The sequence below is a fragment of the Serratia sp. CY83965 genome (genome assembly GCF_052166375.1).
GTDB classification, from domain to species: Bacteria; Pseudomonadota; Gammaproteobacteria; order Enterobacterales; family Enterobacteriaceae; genus Serratia; species Serratia marcescens.
Window position 1 is genome coordinate 576,966 of sequence record NZ_JBJNOV010000003.1, and the last position, 18,712, is coordinate 595,677.

The window sequence follows — 18,712 nt, forward strand, 5'->3', positions numbered from 1 at the left end:
GCCCTCTCAATCATTAAAATCAGGAACAGGCGCGGCGAGTTGCTGCTCATTGAAAGCCTTTTGCCGCTGCTGAGTCAGCATAATGGAACGTTGCTCTGCCTGTTTGACTGACATTTCCCACTGGCTGGTCAGCGCATTCAATTGTACGCTTTTGGCTGCGATGGCGTTAGCCAGGTCCTGCGACTCTTTCGTATCCTGCGCATTAGCAATACGGTCTGATAAATCTGATATATCGTCGAGCGTGTCCGTGATCTTGTTTTCAACCTCGGACGTATTTTCTATCACTACAGCCTGATTCAGGATCATCTGTTTGCAGCTGTCCAGATAGCGTGGTGAAGCGCTGGACGGGTTACAGGTATCGAACGTTTTATATTTGTTATACAAGCTATTCAGTTCAGACGAATATGACCCGCTTTGGTTGCTCAGCAGGTCATCCAGTGAAATACCGTTTTGACGAAAATTTTCAATATCGGTTTTCAGACTTTTGGCCTCGCGGAGAAATGCCTGAACGTCCCGCACGCCCGTTGCCGTGGCTAATTGCTGCTTGTAGGCATCAAGTTCACTTCTGTAATGGGTGACGGTTTCCTGCCATTGCTGGAGTTTCTGGATCCACTGATTCATGGATTCGGTATTCTGTACGGCGTCGAATACCGGTATTCCGGCGCTCATCGCCTGGGTGGACATCAACAGCGAGAATGCCAGTATGAGTTTTCTGAACCGCATTTTCATTACCTCCGTCGTGAATATTACAGGGCTTGTTCAAGGAAGGCGGCTTTCCAGTCATCAGGCTGCATACCTTCCTGATACAGGGTGTCGAACAGTTTCAGGTTGTCTTCGCTCCCGCTCAGCATTTTGGTGAGTTTCCCGAGGCCCGATAAATCCATTTTCGCCACAGCCACAAAAGGCCGGGTTTCACCTGCGCGTAATGGCGTTTTCAGAACCACCATGTAGCGCTCACCCGGATCGAGGTTTCTGACGATGTCGTACACGCTTTCCGGCACTTTCATCTTTTCCACGTAATCCGCCCGGCTGGCCTTCGGGTTGGCGAGAAAAATCTGCGTACTGCACTGCTCGATAATCGCCGGGGCAATAGGGTGCTTGACGATTTCGTCAGGTGACTGGGTGGCGGGGACGAAGATGCCGTTCAGCTTGCGGATCACTTTCAGCATATTGAGCGAGAAGCGGGAGAATTCGACATCGGCCAGCCATTTCCAGAACTCGTCCATGAACATCACCAGCCGGCGACCGTCCAGCAGGCCGGTGACGCGGTACAGCAGATAAAACGTGATGGGGCCGCGAACATCGTCATCATCGAGAAATTCCGTACCGTCGATACCAAAATTTTCGACGTCGCTGATGTTGAAGGTGTCCTCCTCATTGTCTAATACCCAGCCGAACTCGCCGCCCTGCGCCCACTGTTTAAGGCGAATACGTAGCCCGTTGATGCGGGCGTCGGGGGTTGGTGGCTCCGGCAGGACTTCCAGCAGCCGGGTGATACCGAATTTGCGGTATTCCGGCGGGTAGTCGAGCATAATGGTATCCACGGCGGCACTGATGCGCTCCTCATCGCGCGGATCGAGCGGCTTGCCGTTGCGGCCGCACAGCATGCGTACCAGCCGTTTGATAAAGCTGATATTCCGCCGGGTTGGGGCCAGCGAAAACGGGTTGAAACCGGTAGGCACGCCGGTGCGAATACGAAAATAACGCCCGCCCATCTGACGTATCGCCATCTCCGCCGCCCGGTCCTTATCAAAATACACCGTGGTGAACCGCTGGATTGTGGCTGAGGCGCTGAACGTCGCCGGATTGCGGTACTTCTGCATCAGTTGCTGCATCATGGTCATCAGCATCGTTTTCCCTGAGCCGGTTTTCCCGATAATCGCCGTATTACCCGGCGTTTTTTCGTTGAAGTCATCCCGCCCGCTCTGGCTGTCGTGCAGGTTCAGGTAATACCCGCCACCACCCGGTGATTTGAGGATGGCGATGGCATCGCCCCAGGGATTACCGCTCCGCTTGTGGGAATGAAAATTGTGCAGGCTCGCCAGGTCGGCAAAGTTCTGGCTGCTGACGGCCACCAGACGGGGGCGCAGCGTATACACCCCCGGCAGTTGCGCCAGGTACGCGGCGGGCAGCGACAGCGTGGACAGTGTCGTCATGATGCCGAGGTCGGCGAAAGGCTGTGCCAGCGCGTTGGCATCCTTCACCACCAGCTCGGGGCTGTCTGAAGATACCAGCAGGGAAAAGTGGTATTTTCCGCAGGAGACATGCCCGGACTGGAGCAGGTCACGCAACACAATCAGCTCTTCGCGCTGCGAAATGGCGTCGTCATCTGCCGAAGTCAGGCGCTTTTCCGCTAGGCGAATATGCTTCTGCGCCTCATCGCGGGCCATGCAGGTGAAGGACTGCGTCAGCACATACTCGCTTTCGGCATACAGCAGCGCGTCCAGCAGGCCGGTCGCGGTCTCCGGCGAATAATCTTTGATTTCCAGACTGCGGAAAAAGCGGGAGCCGCTGACCGTCTGGCACTCGGCGGTGTCGGTGGTAAAAAAGACATCCGGCGTGCTTAACGTTTCGTAAAATGGTGCACGCGTGACCGCCACCTTTTGCCATTGGCCAGTGAGCAGGCGGTGATAAAAGGACAGTTGGGCGGAATACACCCGCCGGTTTTCTTCATACATCCCCAGCGGCGTCGCCGTATAGCGGGACAGCGCCGAATCCAGCGCCTCCAGGTGTTCCAGCATCACTTTCAGAGCATCATCCAGCGCCGCTTTGCGTTTACCCGATGGCTGCGCCTTCATGGCCTGTTTCTCAAGCGGAGAGAAGGGCACATAGCAGACGGTGAAAAACAGCCGGTGCCGCCAGAACGGCTTTTCGTTGATCGGCTGGTAATACCGCCGGGTCACTTCATCAGAAAAGGGAATACCTGAATTCGCATCAAAGCCATCGTGGTATTTCTCCCGGATACGGTGAAGATAGAAAGTGACCGGCAGACCTTCATACGCACGAATAACATTATTGAGATGCGTCGCCATTAACGTCAGGTGATGTTCATCCTCGCAATCAAAAATGGTGCCCTCCAGCTCCCAGCTGGCAACCAAATCACCCTGGCGGTTTCTGATGACGTGCGGGTGAAGATGGGAGGAATACGGAATGTATTTATCCAGCGTAACGTGCTCGTTTAACTTCATTTTTTCAATAAACTCCGAGACGTCGACGGCGTCATATCGGTTTGCCAGCAGGGCATTGGCACCAAAATGTTTATTGGTGCCAAACCGGCCACGGGTTTTAAAGGCCAGCCAGAGCAGGCCGAAATAGTGAATATCGGTTCTGGCCTTTGCCTTCATCTCCAGCCAGGCGGGAATAAGCAGTAATATCAGGTAATAGCTGACATAGACCGCCAGCAGGACGATGGCCCCGCTGACCATCACGAACGGCACGAGGGGAATGCCGGCTATGGCGGCAGGTCGCGTCAGCGCTTTGTTCAGCGTAGCCATCGTTGCCTCCCTTATGACGCCCAGTAGGCACCGAAACCTGACGCACCGACGATAAGGATGGCGCCAATGATGACGTTGCGCATGTCATGCAGGCTCTTGCCGTCAAATAAGACTTTGTATCCCACCCACATGGTGGCCAGCGTGATGGTGACGGCGGCCAGTCCGAGCAGGCCGGTAGAGGTGTTGCTCAGCGTCTCATTGGCTTTATTAAACCCGCTGTCTGCTGCCAGCACCGGGCTTGCCATTAACAGGCAAGTGAGGACGGGCCAGTCAGTCTGTTTTCGTTTCATCATTGTTCCTCCTGGGGGCCGGGGATGGGTAACGCGCCGCGTATCACGGCGTTGGGGTAGCGCAGGGATGTCAGAACTGGCGTGGCGTTATCGGTAAGCTCGCCACGCATGACGGCGGTGGGGTAATGGATTTCAGGCACGAGCTTTTCGGCAGGAGGTCGCTGCCGGTCTTCCCGCGTTGACGGTACGGCGTAGCCGATGCGCTGGATGTAACTGGTCTGGTTAAACGCGGATTCCGGCTGTTGGCCGGTCGTGAAATTTCCTGAGTAGTAGCAACTGAGCGCACGCTTGAGGGAACCGCCGCGGTGGTAGCAGTCGGTGAGGATGCGCTCAAACACGGACAGGTTGGTACAGGGGTCAAGAAGGTCACGGGCGGTCACGTCGTAATGTCGGAAGTTGGTGCTGGTGATTTGCATCAGCCCGACCGAATAGCGTCGGCCCTGTGCTGCCAGCCGTCCGGTGAGGCTGACGGCCTCATTTATGCTGGCGGGGAAATGTGAAGTCACGCCTTTGCCACCGGGCAGGATTTCAGCAATGGCATACGGATTCAAACCGGATTCGACCCGCGCCACATCAAGTGCCGTCGACGGGTGAACGCTGGCGGCGCACTGCATCGACAGCGTAAGAAAGGCTGTGGTGGATAGCATGGTGGCCTCTTAACAGTCAGCCCGGCGGGTGTATACCAAGCCCCTGCCGGAGGAAGGTCAAAAGCGGATTAAGCAGAGGCGGTATCCTGCGAAATGCCGCTATCTTCTCTGGGTTCAAGCAGCACCAGCTTGCCGGAGACAGCAATACCGGGTGTCAGCATGATATTCAGGCCAGACTTACCGTTATGAGCGAACGCCACGCCAACCTTGGTCCAATACGTGTTTATTTCGCCCTGTGCATCGGGTTGACTTTCCTGGGTGACAAATACGTGATAAATGGGTTTTCGCATGTGGCCTCCTCTACTAAAAACAACGATGAGTTAAAGAAATGTCACATCCCAATTCTGCATTCCGGTTTTAACGGGTCAGCGAGAACATTCAGCGGCACCCTGAATTGTGGTTTCGTGACAGCCCGAACCTTATTTTTAAAGAGCAACGCCTGATTCAGGCGAATTTACGTCAATACGGGTAACTATTATGTAATGACGCTTTCAGGATCAGATATCCGGGGCGGTATATAAACGATAAATTCAAAGTTAAAATGAGAGAGATGAATTAGCGGTAGAAGGGGATAAGCTTTGGGGTAAATAAATGGAAGTGAAATAGTTAATAAAGAAGACTGTGTATTCATAGTTAATGATAGAGACATGCAGGGGAAATATTCCTGCATGTCTCTGTGACCATTATTAACGTCTTCGGCGTTCAAGTTTTTCCTGACATTCCGTGCAGGTGGTTATGCCCGGAAGTGCCTGCCGTCGCTTTTCAGGAATGGGCTTACCGCATACACGACAATGGAATAATGATGGCGTAGACCCTGGCTTAAAACGACTCTGTTCAATCATATCCTCCAGTCGTTGCTCATTAAATTCCTGATCGCGGTCAATCTCATCTGGCATGGGCGGCCCTCCGGTCTGACGCCTCCTGTTCGCAAAGTGCGATACGCTTCCAGACGATGGTCAGTGACAACCCTTCGACTTTCGGCAGCAGGGTTTGCGTTACCTGCATCATGGCGGCCAACGCATCGGTCGATTCCAGGTTGGCCACCCGGCATTGTTGCCATTGCCGCCAGATGGCCGCATCCGTCTCTTCGTCCGGCTCTGGCGTCCGGCCATAAGGCACACGGACGCCCAGTAAGCGGCGGCGAAGGCAAACTTCGTTGGAGGTGAGGCCAAAATACTTATTGAGGAGCGCAATTGACCCACCCAGCCGGATAGCGTGGTTGATACGTTGCTGCTGCAGAACCTCCTCACGGGATTTCGCCAGAAGCAGGTGTAACGCGTCGTGATGAACCGTCACAGCCAAAAACTGCGCAGACTCCCGACTGAGGATAAACAGCTCGTCTAGTGATAATTGGTTGAGGGCATTCATTTCGTCGAAAGTGAATCCTAGCGATTCACAGTAACGAATGTTGCCCTCCTTCAATGCATGCAGGGCATCGGTTAATACGGCGTAATTAAGTGATGGGATAATCATGGTATTATCTCCCTTCAGCCTATTGAGCGGCGGACTAATTTAATATTGATCCATTCGTCAATTTCCGATTCGAGCCAGGCGACACTGGCCGGGCCAATCTTGATTGAGCGGGGGAAGGTGCCGTCTTTCATATACAGATAGATTTGAGAGCGCTTCAGGCCAGTTTTTTCTTCAACCTGTTTCAGACGTAATAACTGATGAGATGTCACGGTATTCTCCTGTGGCAGATATAGCGCTAGCCGGGAGAACACACGACAACACAAAATAGTGGTGTGGAGAAAGCTGATGAGCCCGTATTACGGGAAATACAATCCTTAATACGGGTTTTCATAGCGAAGGGCATCATCTTACTTTTGTGTTGGCAGGGAAGGGGGCGAGCCGCGCTCAAGCGCAGTCTTGAGCGTGTCGCCACTGAATCGATCGGTAATGCCTTCCTCAGATGCCCATTGTTCAAAAATGGACAGTAGTTTATACGGTTGCATGATTAACGGACTGATAGTTTCATTATTTTTGCAGGCAAGCCAGAAGAGGCGTGATAGAGGGGTGGATATCCGAGTTGGAGACGGTTGAAGTATTTCTTTTTCGATCGGTTTGTTGATCAACTTATCAAGTTCACTTTTTCTGAGGACAAAGCAGGCATCACTCGGTAATTCATGCATAGGAAAATAATATTTATGCGAATCTTTCTTTGTAGCGTTTAGTATTATATCTTCGTAATCATCTGATGAAATATCTTTAGGTAGCCTTTTTACGTGTCGTTCGATTCTTTCATGCCATGTCATCTTTTCGAAAAGTTGAAACGATTCCCCCAATAAACAGACGGTAATACCATAATTATTCGACTTTGCTCCTGTTACAGGTGATGGTATCTTTAATGAATGTGCAAGTAAACGCTGTATAAGGACATATTCATAGCCGAGTAATGTTGTGTCAATGACTCTTTGTACAGGGTGGATATATCTTCCTTCAGTACTGAAAGTTAAATTGTTCTCGTTGACAAAGGAACTTTCGGCAGGCATGAATGATTTCATCGTTGACGAATTTTTTATTGGTCTTAGCTTTAATTTATGATTTCGTGATTTAATTTTCCTCAATATTACTGGGGATTGAAAATATATTGAAAACCGAATTTTCCCTTGCAGAGCAAATCGATAAAAATCACTTTTTCTTATTTTACACCCATTCAATGCATTGAGAAGTCTTACCGCCTCCCTTATAGTTATCCAGTCTGGAATTCCATCTCTAATGTTTAGGCAAGTTGGATTGTCTGACATAATACATCTCCTTTCACACAATGATATTGCTGATGAATTTCGCTGTGTTTTTGAAAGATGTTTAAAATTCTGATTGATATGAAATAGATCAGAATGACATGGGCGGATTTTATAAAATAAAAAATAACCTATGTTTGGTTGTGACATTTTTCAAAGAGGTAAAATAAAATGGCTCAGTGATTTGGTGTTCACTGAGCCATTTTAAATGCTATGTGTACTATCAGGAGTAATCGGAGGTGGTGCGTCTTTTATTAGAATTTATTTGTAATAACATCCATAAAATACCAACGATTACTACTCCGCCTCCAACCCAAGTAGGGCTTGTAAGACCAGTAACATCCAGTGCTACCCCCCCCAATAGCGACCCTAATGCAATTCCTCCGTTAAAACCGGCAATATTCAGTCCTGCTGCCACAGCTGGAGCTTCAGGTGCATGTATGTGAGATAGCCCTATCACTCTTGCTTGCATTGAGGGGACCGCTGCGTATGTCAATGCTCCAAGCAACCCAATAAACAGTGCCATTAACATTAAGGATGAGACAGAGAACCACATAGCAAAGAGGACGATCGCCAGACCAATAAGAATTGTCATCACGGCACGATCTGCACCTTGCTTGTCAGTCAGGCGACCACCCCAAACATTCCCGATAGCGGCCATCACGCCGTAGACCAACATAAGCAAACTACTCGTACGCTCGTCTACATGCGTTACCTGAAGTAGAATCGGGGAAATATACGTATACAGGGCAAAAGATCCTGCATAGGCCAAAACTGTAATTCCTGCTCCCGCAAGCAGTAGTGGGTTGAACATGGCTTTTAAACCGTCCATGGCATTTGCTTGCAAGGAGGGATCATTTTGATCCGTGGGCATCAGCATTGCCAATCCAATGAAACCGATCGCTCCACTTGCCGTTACTGCCATGAATATAGACTGCCAACTCAACAGACTACCGATGTAGGTACCAAGTGGTACGCCTAATGCCAACGCAATTGTAAGACCGCCAAAAACGACCGAAACAGCGGCGCCAGCACGATGTCGCCCAGCCAGTTGGGTTGCCACACTTGAAGCAACAGCAAGAAACACTCCGTGCCCTAAACCGGAAGCAAATCGTGCAATCAACATAGGCGTTAGGGACTCAGACGCACCGACGATACCATTGCCAACTGTAAACAGGCCCATAGCAACAAGTAATAATCTTTTACGAGGCCATCGTGTTGCCAACGCAGTTAATCCCGGAGCACCAATTACGGCACCGAGGGCGTAGGCTGTCACCGCTGTACCTACATGACTGACACTGACGTTTAGATCAGCTGATATCCTGGAAACTAAGCCGATCGTGACAAATTCAGTGAATCCCAAAGCAAAAGCGCAGAGTGCAAAGACATATATAACAAAAGGCATGCGTTCTTTCATAACTCAGGCTCTTCTATTTTCAATAGAAGCCAACAAAGGCAGCATTGCCTCAGCGACTCCTTTTGCGGAAGCGGGATTCTGTCCGGTCACTAATCTCTCGCTGACAATCACCTGTGGCTGAAAATTTGCGGCTGCAAGATGCTCAGCACCTCTTTGCTTCAGCGTGTCTTCAAGTAAGAATGGAACAATGTCGTACAACCCTACAGCACGTTCTTCATCGTTGGTAAAAGCTGACACCTTTTTGCCCGCAACCAGATATTCATTATCGGAAAGCCGAATATTCACCAATCCGGCGGGGCCATGACAAACCGCAGCGACAACGCCACCCTTTTCATAAATTCGTGATGAAACACCCGCCAACTCTATATTGTCAGGGAGATCCCACATCGTCGCATGCCCTCCTGCATAGTAGACGGCGTCATAGACGTCAGGATCAATCTGCGAGGGTTTTAATGTGGTTTTAGTTGCCTCGCGTAAGGAATCATTATTCCAAAAGGAGGCGTTAACCGGATCGCTGAGGTCTAAACCGTCAACATGTGTCTTGCCTCCCTTGGGACTCACGAAATCAATTTCATATCCTTCTTTTGTGAGTACATCGTAGGGGTGAGACACCTCAGAAAGATAGAAACCACTGGGTGCGGCATCTTTACTCTCGGCTTGACCTTTACGGTCATGGCTGGTCAATACAAACAGGATACGTTTGGGCATTTTAACTTCCTCTATATGGGGGGACTTAAAGCAAAATTCTTCTGATTGCATGCGACATAACAGACTTGTCATATTGAGTCTTATTGTGGAACAATCTATTTATCCTTTAAATAGACCTAAACGGACAAACACTTACCCCAAAATGAACAAAATAAACTTGAGAAATGACGACCTTGAAGTGTTTTTACACGTCGTCGACAGAAACAATTTCTCTGCCGCAGCACGAGACCTACAGATACTCCCCAAGATGGTGAGCAAGCAGATAGCCAGGCTGGAAACTGCACTTGGCACTACACTTTTTGAAAGAAACACCCGTAATCTACGTATTACAGACGAGGGCAGAGCTATAGCTGAGAGGGCTCGCGTAGCGTTGGCCGTTCTGGATGAGATGAAGGAACTTTCCCGAGGGGATAGTGAGGAGTTAAGCGGAAATATTCGTTTGACTGCGCCCGCACCGTTTGGCCGAAAATATGTTGCTCCTGCGATCGCTGCATTCTGCCAAGTACATCCGAGGGTGGGCTTTGATTTAAGGTTATCTGACCAAATCCAGGATCTTTACAGTGGTGATTTCGATCTGGCTATTCGTATGGGGGATCTGGCTGATTCTCGCCTTCTGGCCAGAAAAATAGCAAATAATAGACGTATTCTCATCGCATCGTCCGAATATCTGAAGAATCATCCACCCATTGAGCGACCAGAAGATCTTTTAAATCACAACTGCTTAGTATTCGCTTACCCGGGTTTTTTACACAACTCATGGACGTTACGTAAAGCCGGTCATGAAAGAAGCATCAGCGTTACTGGCAACCTTATCAGTGACAACGGAGACGTATTGCATGCCTGGAGTTTGGCGGGGCTTGGCATATCTCTTCGAGAAACTTGGGATATTCATGATGAATTGAGAGCTGGGAAACTTTGCCGAGTTCTGCCTGATTGGGAAGCAAACACATCTCAGATCAGTGTTGTCCGGGCGCGGCGAGAACCAATACCCCGTAGGCTAAGTGTATTTATTGATTTCATGACTGAAAAATGGAAACGGGCACCATGGGATGATGATTAATGTTCCGAGAGGTAGTCCGAACCGGTCTAAAAGAAGCTAACCGCTTCGCTGACCAACGGAATTTGTGATAACTCGATTTGAGTTGAGGTCGTCAACGTTAATAGATAAAAATACAATGATTGTTTAGTCAATTTAAAGGTTTAGCGACTATCACTCCCCAGAGTATGTAATAGAAGACAACACGCCAATCCGAATCTCATGGCATGCTTGAAACCTTAATGCCAACCAGTATAACGCACGTAAAATATAGGTATATCAATGGGTTATCTTGATATGTTCTATCCTTGCCCTATAAAATCCTTTAATTGTTAAAATAAGTTAATATGTATAGAAGCATTAACGGAACATGTTTATAACATAATACTGTGCAGGCTTTCGATTTTATGTCGTAATCGGAGAGCTTCAGGCTCTTAAGGATGCGCAGTATGAGCTATCTGGTTCAGTTACGAAGTTTTGTTGAAGTATACAAAGCTGGTTCGATTTCAAAAGCGGCAATGCGGTTGGGCATAAGCCAGCCTGCAATGTCTGCCCACATTCATTCACTTGAGGCTTTTACCGGGTGTGTTCTCTTTACTCGTCGTTCACATGGTGTGGTGGCTACAGTGGATGGGGAGGAATTGGCGAGATTGGTGGCTTCAGATTTAGAAACTATTGAACTGAAGTTGTCGATGCTTAGATCACGTACAAGAAAGTCCTCGGGGACAGTATCTTTCATCGGGCCAGCAGAATTAATGTGGTCAAAATTACCGTACTTGGTGAAAATATTATTCAATGAAGGTATTAAATTTAAAGTTTTGACAGGAAATAGGAAGCGCATATACAGCTGTCTTCTGGACGGAAGTTGTCAACTAGGTTTCACAACTTCTATGCCGGATAAACAAAAATTTGGATATGCTGAAATTGGAATGGAAAAGTTAATAGTTGTGGTAGCGTCACTCATAGCAGACAACTTCAAAGAAAATGAGGACGTGATTGATACGCTGTCGAAGCTTCCTCTAATAGCTTACGATGAACAGTTACCCTTGATAAGGGAAGTTTTCCAGGATTCTTCGCGATTTTTTGCACTGCTTCGTCCGTCTATTACTGTACCGGATTTGCGGATTTTAGAAAGAATGATCCGAGAAAATATTGGTTGGACTGTGATGCCTGAGTATTTATGCGCCCAAAGCATAGCAGGAGGTCAGATCGTTGAAGTGAATGTCCATGAGAGACTCCCTATAAATTCAATCTATTTGGTATGGATTGATAGCTCATTACGTAACCCACTCGTTTCAGGAATAAGAGACAGAATTCTCGAACTATCAAAAAATAGCGGATTTATGGTTTGAGATACATAAAACAGGCAGCCTTATCGGCTGCCGTGTCATTATTTTATCCGTGGAGATCGCTTGGCAAAGTCATCTGCAATGTCATTCAATTTTAGGAATTTCACCCCTGGATGACCAAGCATATGAGTTAAGAGGCGTTCGAGCATCATTAACACGTGCGGGCGTCCAGATACGTCCGGGTGAATCGTAAAAGTAAAGATCGCATATTCATGCTCACGGTAGACCCAATCAAATTGATCTCTCCACAACTGTTCGATGTCCCTGGGATTCATGAAACCTTGGCTGTTGGGTTTTGTTTTCATGAACATGAAAGGAGGAATATCGTCGATTGTCCAACTGGCGGGTAATTCAATAAGGTCCGTCTCTTCTCCGCGTACCAGCGGTTTCATCCATTCGGTCGGTGTCTTGGAATAATCTATCTTGGTCCAGGAATCACCTTTCCTGACATAATAAGGCTGATGATCATGATGCATTAGTGAATGGTCATATTTGATGCCATTTTCTAATAGAAGATCTGTGGTTACAGGAGAAAATTCCCACCATGGAGCGACATACCCAGTAGGTCTCTTCCCTGTTAATTTTGTGACCATGTCAATGCCTTTTAGAAGGACTTCTCTTTCTTGGTCAGGCGACATAGATATTGGGTTTTCATGACTGTAATTATGAACCCCTACCTCATGTCCAGCATTGACAACTGCTTCCATTTGCCGAGGAAAGGTTTCGATGGAATGACCAGGCATAAACCAGGTGGTGGGGATATTAAACTGGTCAAATAGATTCAGAAGACGTGGAGTACCTACTTCGCCAGCGAACATACCGCGAGATATATCGCTTGGAGAATCTTCTCCCCCATAAGAAGATAGCCAGCCTGCAACGGCATCTACACCCACTCCAAAACCACATAGTATTTCTTTCGCCATGAGTTATTACTCCTCATACAGAAAAAATTGAAATAATATTGCGTTAAGAGGGTTTCTTGACTAATTTCAAGAGATCCTCGGTATCTAATTCATTAATTCCTTTTTGAAGTGCCATTAATTTATGCTCAGGGATGTTGTATCCCCAATTAGCCCAAAATGATTGAATGCCATGATCTAATGCATCAATAACATTTTGGATATTATCATCAATAAATAGAATATCCTCGTTTTTATCGAAGGCTATTGATTTTAGCAAGGTAAGAGTCTTGTTTTTGTCAGTCATCCTCCCATATATTTTATTCGCGGGTATGTTTAAACCATATTTACTTAGAATGTATAATATAGACTCTTCATCCTTTCCTGATACAATATAGATATCATTAGCTGTTTCAAATAAATTTGAAACATCCAATAGCGGACGGTGTAGTTCAGCCCAAAAATCAGGGTAGAGACTTCTTGCCAGCTTCCTATAATGGATGAACTTATCCCTGAATATTTTCTTATCTTCAGTTGGAATTGATTCATATATAGCAGTGAATCTGTCATTATCTATAGCTTCATTACCAAATTCAGTGAATGAGGCAATAAAGTGACCGTCATGGCGTACAAAATTCCTTAATTTCCTGAATCGTTTAGCCATCAGGCGTGGGATGTTTTGAAGTACATCTTGGTTAAAATCACTGAGAGGTCTGTCATGTAATACATTCCATGTAATTAGCATGCATTCGTCTACTCCATCAACCACGACCCCGTCGAAATCCATTGCTATTAACATCGAATTATACCACCAGCGGTTCTTTAAGAGTTTCGCCGCGCTTCCATCTATCTATTGCATCGAATGTCTGACGCATAAATTTTCCACATTCAGCATAATAGGAGCAAGTTATGATATTCCCGTCGACAACTACATCTGCTTCAATTACATTGGCGCCGGAATTAATCATATCGTCTTTCAGACCAACATAAGCGCAGGTGAGTTTGTCTCTTAGAATACCGGCAGAAATCATAATCCAGGGACCATGGCAGAGCCCAGCCACAACTTTCCCCTGTATTACCATCTGCTTTAGAAAATCTTTAACTCTCTGATCTTGGCGAACTCTATCAGGCGCTTCATGACCGCCAGTGAGAATAACAGCATCAAAATCAGTGGCGTTGAGTTGATCAAAATTAATATTGTCTTTGGATCTTTTATCCATAGGAACAGTGATGCCATATTTCCCTGTCACTGCACTTCCATCCTTTGTTGCAATAGATATATCGTATCCTTCCTCTTTAGAACGATAGTAAGTATAAACTACATCGTGATCCTGAAAACCTGGACCAGTGATTATCACTACTCGTGTCGGATTAGACATGTTATTTTCCTTCTTATTGCGTTACGGGACGTTAATTAAAAATACATTCTGACCACAGTACATTTCTGAGATGGCATCTTTAGCTCGTAGGATATGAATCTTTCCCATTAGATGGCTTTTTACATCTAATGAAATAAAAATAAAATCATCCTCGTCATTCAACATTTTTCTATCAAGATTTTTGACGGAAAAGTATGCTAATTTGTGTAGGTCATGTTCTCTGATCAATGTGCCTGCAGCTATCTGTTGCAAAGGAGGTAAAAGATCATGTTCCTGTGATTTCTTTTCATATGCCATATTTTGCCGGCCATAATTATCTTTAAGTCTGAGTAAGTCGAATTTGTTTCTTGGATTTTCAACTTCGATTAATTCGATGCCTGATTTTCCCGAAATAGTCTGATGGAATACACCTTTTGCAATATATATGCTGTCCCCAGATTTTAACGCCTGATGTGTACCATCAAGAAATCTGGTCTCGCCATCACCATGTAGGCATATAAGGACGGTGTCTTTGAGTATATGACAATGCATTGAAGTGGATTGATTCTTTGATATATGAAGGCGCCATACATCAAAAATAGAATCACAATAAACTCTATACTCATATCCCCATGGTTTTTCTATGAATCCATTGAGATGTAAGTCTTTCTCAAATGACTCACCATTATTTGAAGTTGAAAGTAGGATTTTGTTTATTTCAAGCAAGTCATATACATTTGGAGTCCGGTTGTGGATTTCCATATGGTCGCTCCCCCGCTAATTGAATTGCTGAATGTTGATTTCACTTCGGTCAATCGTTCTGTGATTTCAGTCTATAACGGTTATTTAGTACGAGAGAAATAACTTTTATGATGATTGCCTATATTGTTTCTTTTGATCAGTCCTTCATACTCAATAATTACTGAAAACTATGCTTCTATACTTGGGTACTGTTAAAGATGCATAGATTCTATGCCGTCAGGAGGTCATAGCTCACAAGCGATTAAGATGCTTAGCAAGATGCCGAACTCGGACGTCAGCACGATACATCGCATAATGTAGATATCGCAGCGTTTACGTCCCTGTTTGTAGCTCTATCTTAAGAAGTTGCCCCCATAGTGGTAGACAACACCTCAATCTTAAAGTAATCTACCATCTAGTAGGTTGATTGCGTTTGGCACCAACCTTATCTTTGAGATCACTCGACACTTCAGGAGTTGTCATGACTAATTCAAAAAAACCTTTTGCTGACGCTAATGTTATTCGCGGTACACGAGAAGCTATTCGCCAGCAGCCAGAGCTGGGCAATCTCACCTTTAACATGAAGAGTAAATCCAACGGTGGGGTATCCGTCCGTGTGGAAACTCATGCGACTATCCAGAACGGCCAGGTTGATACCAGTCGCGCCGGAAAATTTGCTAATGTTGGCGATGAACCTGCTGATTTATCGGGTACTGATAGCGGTATGGGCCCAGCTGAGTACATTTTGCAGGCACTTGCCGGCTGTTATACCGCGACTCTGACTGTGATGGCGGCAGAAAAGGGCATTGAGCTTGATGGTATTGAACTTGACCTGAACTTCGACATTAATCTGAACGGTTTCCTGGGTCTTGACGAAAAAGTTCGCAACGGGGCGAAAGCGATCCGTGTTGGCGTTAAGCTCTCCAGTCCGACCGCCAGCCGTGAACAGCTTGAAGAAATGGTTCGTGCACTGCCAGAAAGCTCGCCGATCCACGATACGTTGGCGAACCCGGTCAATATTGATACTCGGTTGGTGTAGGTAAAGCTCAGAGAGGGAAATGACTGAACACTGTCATTTCCCTACTGCCTGATGGCTATTAACTCCGACCAAAACGCGTTATCAGAGAAGGTTAAATTACTGTTGTGAACTGATGTCCCCTTGCAGGGAACAACAGGCGCAGATAATATCTACCAACTAGTAGATTATAATTGTGAGGATTATATGTCAGTCATGACACGAGAAAGGCTTCTGAATGAAGCGGACCATCTGATGCGCGAACGGGGTTACTCTGCATTCAGCTATGCTGATTTGTCAAAGAGCATTGGTATCACTAAGGCCAGTATTCATCACCACTTCCCAACCAAAGATGTTTTGGGCGAACAAGTGGTGATTCAGGCCCATACCGATACCAAAAACCGATTTGAACAGATTGAAGCGACGGAGAATACGGTTGCGCAGATGCTTACCGCCTACGTGGAGCTTTTCATCGAAAGCTATCGCACGTCGCGTATGCCGCTGTGCTGTGCTTTGTCTTCGGAAATGGCCAATCTGCCACCGAATATCAGAGTTCGGGCGACCGAATATTTCGATATGCAGATTGCCTGGCTGACCAGGATTGTCAGCCGTGGCGTTGATGCAGGGGAGCTGACTGCTGACCTGCTGCCATCAAAAATGGCTCTGCTTATTTTGAATTTATGCGAGGGCGCCAGCGTTGTTTCCCGGGCGATTAATAAGCCTGAGCTTTTCAACGATACGCTTGAACAGATCCTAATGATTGTTAAAAGAAAATAATTCTGGAGATGACCCCATGTTAGATTGGAATGAATACCGCTCAGAAGTGATGCAACGTGTTGGTGATCTGGGTAAGTTGACCCCGGAAACACTAAAAGGCGTCATGGCTTTGGGCAACGCCGGCAATAAGACCAACCTCCTGGGCGCGAAAGTGCGTGAACTGATTGCACTGGCTTGTGCGGTGACGACTCGCTGTGATGGTTGCATCGCCGTCCATGCCGAAGCTGCCGTTAAAGCTGGCGCCACAGAAGAAGAAATTGCTGAAGCCCTGGGTGTGGCAATCAACCTAAATGCAGGCGCTGCCGTTGTCTATTCCGCACGTACGCTGGATGCGATTAAGCAACTGAAAGCGCAATAGTTATCGCGTTGAAAATATAAAAGGGCATGACTGCCCTTTTTTCACTTCTGACATACATTTTCATCATGCTCTCTGGCATTAGGTCTGATATGGCTTACATTGCCCTTTATCAGAACGAAAACAGACTTTATTCCTCGTTAAACACATTTCTTACCCATTCGGCCAAAGCCTGAACGCCCGGTCGGTTAAGGTTTTCTCGTGGCATAATGAGGTCATATCCTCGCCCGGCGGGTATTTCTATTTCAAAAGGGGCAATCAGTCGGCCCTCATCGAGGTAATGTCGAATGAGTCGTTTTCTGCCCATGATGATACCGCCGCCATTGAGTGCCGCTTCAATAGACATCTGACAATTGTTGAAGCTCAAAAAATTATCTTCAACAGGCAGGTTTTTGCCAGACTCCCTGCACCATTCTCGCCATTCGGAAAAAACATTCTGGGAGTCAACGGATTCAGACGTATGAATGAATGGGACTTCAGCTAACCAATGGTTTGCTTGCCTGATTTTTTTTGCAAGAGATGGAATACAGACGGGAACCAGCGTCTCTTCAGATAACCGTTCGCAGTAGAGATCGGGGTATTTCAGATTACTGTAGTATATAGCGACATCTACTCGTTCGAGATTAAAATCTACCAGACCGGCTCTCACTCTGAAATTGATATTCAGCCCCGGCCACCGTTCGGTAAATACCGGTAAGCGCGGCATCAGCCAGAGAAAAGCGAAGGTAGGTGGAAGGCCGACAGACAAGGTTCCTCTCAGCCCCTGCACGCGAATATCTTCTATTTCATCACTGATGCGTTTAAGTGAAAACGCGAGTACGCCAAGTAAACGCTCCCCTTCATCGGTCAACTGAAGCTTTCTGGTCATTCTAATAAACAGTCTGAATCCGAGCATGGATTCAAGAGAACGAATGCGTTGGCTAACGGCCCCTTGCGTCAGATTGAGAGTAGTCGCCGCCTTAGTAAAGCTCATATGCAGTGCTGCCGTTTCAAACGTATGCAATAGTGCCAGTATGTTCTGTTGAGCGAGCATTCATCATTTTCCTTCTTAATTTTCTCTTATGCATTATTTACAGTAATGCATACCCCGGAATTGATCGTTTGTCCACTAAGCCCCTTGTCCTCTTTAATTGGCCCAACAGACGTCCTGACAACAACGATGAGGGGAATATCTAATGAAGGGTCTTAAGTTAGTGGTTATTGGAGCGGGTTCAAGCTACACACCTGAACTGATGGAAGGCATTCTCAAGCGTCAAAATGAATTTCCGATCCGCGAGTTATGGCTGGTTGATATTGAGGATGGCCGTGAAAAAATGGCGATTATCGCGGGCCTCACCCGACGGATGCTGGAAAAAAATGGGCTGGATATACCGGTTTATGAAACCCTTGACCGCACAGAAGCACTGCTCGGTGCCGATTTTGTTTGTTCTCAGTTCAGGGCCGGCTGCCTGGACGCACGGATCAGCGACGAAAGGATATCGCTGAAATACGACATGATCGGTCAGGAGACCAATGGTCTGGGTGGATTTGCCAATGCATGCCGCACTATCCCGATTGCATTGGCTATAGCGAAAGAAATGGAACAACTGTGCCCGGATGCCTGGTTGCTGAACTTCACCAACCCGTCGGGAATGGTCACTGAAGCGATACTGAAACACAGCACAGTCAAAACCGTAGGGCTGTGCAACGTGCCTGTTATTATGCAAAAGGGTATTGCCAGTGCTTTAGGTGTCAGCGATATCAATGAATTTATCATGCAGGTCGCGGGATTTAGTCACTTCATTTTTGCGCGCCATATTTATCATGAGGGTAAGGATAAGCTTCCTCAGGTCATTGAGCTGATTTCAGAGGGGAATGATCCTTTGGTGCCTAAAAATATTCC

General features: G+C 46.9%; 22 protein-coding genes. 6 read left to right on the plus strand and 16 right to left on the minus strand.

Features of this window, described 5'->3' with window-relative positions; translation table 11 throughout:
- Window positions 1–6: 6 nt before the first annotated feature.
- From ACJ8PL_RS10715 to ACJ8PL_RS10765, 11 genes are all read right to left on the minus strand, one after another.
- Window positions 7–723 (minus strand): type IV secretion system protein, encoded by a 717-nt coding sequence (locus ACJ8PL_RS10715; protein WP_049264912.1) that lies wholly within the window; start codon window positions 721–723, stop codon window positions 7–9.
- 23 nt (window positions 724–746) lie between these two features.
- A complete protein-coding gene (locus ACJ8PL_RS10720) occupies window positions 747–3,494 on the minus strand; it encodes a VirB3 family type IV secretion system protein (RefSeq protein WP_442531166.1) in 2,748 nt (915 codons plus the stop codon).
- 11 nt (window positions 3,495–3,505) lie between these two features.
- Entirely contained in the window at window positions 3,506–3,784 is a 279-nt protein-coding gene (locus ACJ8PL_RS10725) for a TrbC/VirB2 family protein (RefSeq protein WP_047611357.1), read from the minus strand.
- The gene (locus ACJ8PL_RS10730; protein ID WP_270221635.1) at window positions 3,784–4,431 is read right to left on the minus strand and encodes a lytic transglycosylase domain-containing protein; all 648 of its coding nucleotides are present in this window, start codon (window positions 4,429–4,431) and stop codon (window positions 3,784–3,786) included. The genes ACJ8PL_RS10725 and ACJ8PL_RS10730 overlap by 1 nt, the downstream gene beginning before the upstream one ends.
- Before the next feature lie 68 nt (window positions 4,432–4,499).
- Complete coding sequence (locus tag ACJ8PL_RS10735) at window positions 4,500–4,721, minus strand: hypothetical protein (RefSeq protein WP_094898021.1); 222 nt, start codon at window positions 4,719–4,721, stop codon at window positions 4,500–4,502.
- Between the two features lie 396 nt (window positions 4,722–5,117).
- Window positions 5,118–5,327: a TraR/DksA family transcriptional regulator gene (locus ACJ8PL_RS10740; protein WP_009635174.1), complete on the minus strand. Its 210-nt coding sequence runs from the start codon at window positions 5,325–5,327 to the stop codon at window positions 5,118–5,120.
- Entirely contained in the window at window positions 5,317–5,904 is a 588-nt protein-coding gene (locus ACJ8PL_RS10745; protein ID WP_094898022.1) for a DUF2857 domain-containing protein, read from the minus strand. The genes ACJ8PL_RS10740 and ACJ8PL_RS10745 overlap by 11 nt, the downstream gene beginning before the upstream one ends.
- 14 nt (window positions 5,905–5,918) lie before the next feature.
- Window positions 5,919–6,113: an AlpA family transcriptional regulator gene (locus ACJ8PL_RS10750; protein WP_009635172.1), complete on the minus strand. Its 195-nt coding sequence runs from the start codon at window positions 6,111–6,113 to the stop codon at window positions 5,919–5,921.
- A 138-nt stretch (window positions 6,114–6,251) separates the two neighbouring features.
- A complete protein-coding gene (locus ACJ8PL_RS10755; protein WP_120150989.1) occupies window positions 6,252–7,178 on the minus strand; it encodes a hypothetical protein in 927 nt (308 codons plus the stop codon).
- Between the two features lie 220 nt (window positions 7,179–7,398).
- Entirely contained in the window at window positions 7,399–8,592 is a 1,194-nt protein-coding gene (locus ACJ8PL_RS10760) for an MFS transporter (RefSeq protein WP_024359931.1), read from the minus strand.
- A gap of 3 nt (window positions 8,593–8,595) precedes the next feature.
- Window positions 8,596–9,300, minus strand: coding sequence for a type 1 glutamine amidotransferase domain-containing protein (locus tag ACJ8PL_RS10765; RefSeq protein ID WP_024359930.1), 705 nt, complete (start codon window positions 9,298–9,300; stop codon window positions 8,596–8,598).
- A 142-nt stretch (window positions 9,301–9,442) separates the two neighbouring features.
- Here ACJ8PL_RS10765 and ACJ8PL_RS10770 point away from each other — a divergent pair, with 142 nt between their 5' ends.
- Together ACJ8PL_RS10770 and ACJ8PL_RS10775 are read left to right on the plus strand one after the other, a co-directional pair.
- Complete coding sequence (locus ACJ8PL_RS10770) at window positions 9,443–10,360, plus strand: LysR family transcriptional regulator (RefSeq protein WP_032693554.1); 918 nt, start codon at window positions 9,443–9,445, stop codon at window positions 10,358–10,360.
- Between the two features lie 425 nt (window positions 10,361–10,785).
- Entirely contained in the window at window positions 10,786–11,688 is a 903-nt protein-coding gene (locus tag ACJ8PL_RS10775) for a LysR family transcriptional regulator (RefSeq protein ID WP_015689822.1), read from the plus strand.
- Between the two features lie 38 nt (window positions 11,689–11,726).
- Here the strand turns inward: ACJ8PL_RS10775 and ACJ8PL_RS10780 are convergent, their stop codons facing one another.
- From ACJ8PL_RS10780 to ACJ8PL_RS10795, 4 genes are read right to left on the minus strand one after another with little or no spacing between them, the layout of a single operon-like run.
- Window positions 11,727–12,608 carry a polysaccharide deacetylase family protein gene (locus ACJ8PL_RS10780; RefSeq protein WP_015689823.1) on the minus strand — a complete coding sequence of 294 codons (882 nt, stop codon included), beginning with the start codon at window positions 12,606–12,608 and terminating at the stop codon, window positions 11,727–11,729.
- Window positions 12,609–12,651: 43 nt separating this feature from the next.
- Window positions 12,652–13,383, minus strand: coding sequence for an HAD family hydrolase (locus ACJ8PL_RS10785; protein WP_024359928.1), 732 nt, complete (start codon window positions 13,381–13,383; stop codon window positions 12,652–12,654).
- A gap of 4 nt (window positions 13,384–13,387) precedes the next feature.
- Window positions 13,388–13,963 (minus strand): DJ-1/PfpI family protein, encoded by a 576-nt coding sequence (locus tag ACJ8PL_RS10790; protein ID WP_094898025.1) that lies wholly within the window; start codon window positions 13,961–13,963, stop codon window positions 13,388–13,390.
- 21 nt (window positions 13,964–13,984) lie between these two features.
- A complete protein-coding gene (locus ACJ8PL_RS10795; protein ID WP_024359926.1) occupies window positions 13,985–14,704 on the minus strand; it encodes a cupin domain-containing protein in 720 nt (239 codons plus the stop codon).
- A gap of 460 nt (window positions 14,705–15,164) precedes the next feature.
- Between ACJ8PL_RS10795 and ACJ8PL_RS10800 the strand changes: the two genes are divergently transcribed.
- From ACJ8PL_RS10800 to ACJ8PL_RS10810, 3 genes are all read left to right on the plus strand, one after another.
- Window positions 15,165–15,722, plus strand: a complete 558-nt coding sequence (locus tag ACJ8PL_RS10800; protein WP_048284453.1) for an OsmC family protein — start codon at window positions 15,165–15,167, stop codon at window positions 15,720–15,722.
- Between the two features lie 183 nt (window positions 15,723–15,905).
- The gene (locus tag ACJ8PL_RS10805) at window positions 15,906–16,475 is read left to right on the plus strand and encodes a TetR/AcrR family transcriptional regulator (RefSeq protein WP_094898027.1); all 570 of its coding nucleotides are present in this window, start codon (window positions 15,906–15,908) and stop codon (window positions 16,473–16,475) included.
- Window positions 16,476–16,491: 16 nt separating this feature from the next.
- On the plus strand, window positions 16,492–16,833 hold the full coding sequence (locus ACJ8PL_RS10810) for a carboxymuconolactone decarboxylase family protein (RefSeq protein ID WP_032693558.1): 342 nt from the start codon (window positions 16,492–16,494) through the stop codon (window positions 16,831–16,833).
- A 127-nt stretch (window positions 16,834–16,960) separates the two neighbouring features.
- Here the strand turns inward: ACJ8PL_RS10810 and ACJ8PL_RS10815 are convergent, their stop codons facing one another.
- Window positions 16,961–17,863 (minus strand): LysR substrate-binding domain-containing protein, encoded by a 903-nt coding sequence (locus ACJ8PL_RS10815; protein WP_032693559.1) that lies wholly within the window; start codon window positions 17,861–17,863, stop codon window positions 16,961–16,963.
- A 142-nt stretch (window positions 17,864–18,005) separates the two neighbouring features.
- On the opposite strand from ACJ8PL_RS10815, the gene ACJ8PL_RS10820 reads away from it, so the two are divergent.
- On the plus strand, window positions 18,006–18,712 hold a 707-nt coding region (locus ACJ8PL_RS10820; RefSeq protein WP_442531167.1), incomplete at its 3' end, for a family 4 glycosyl hydrolase.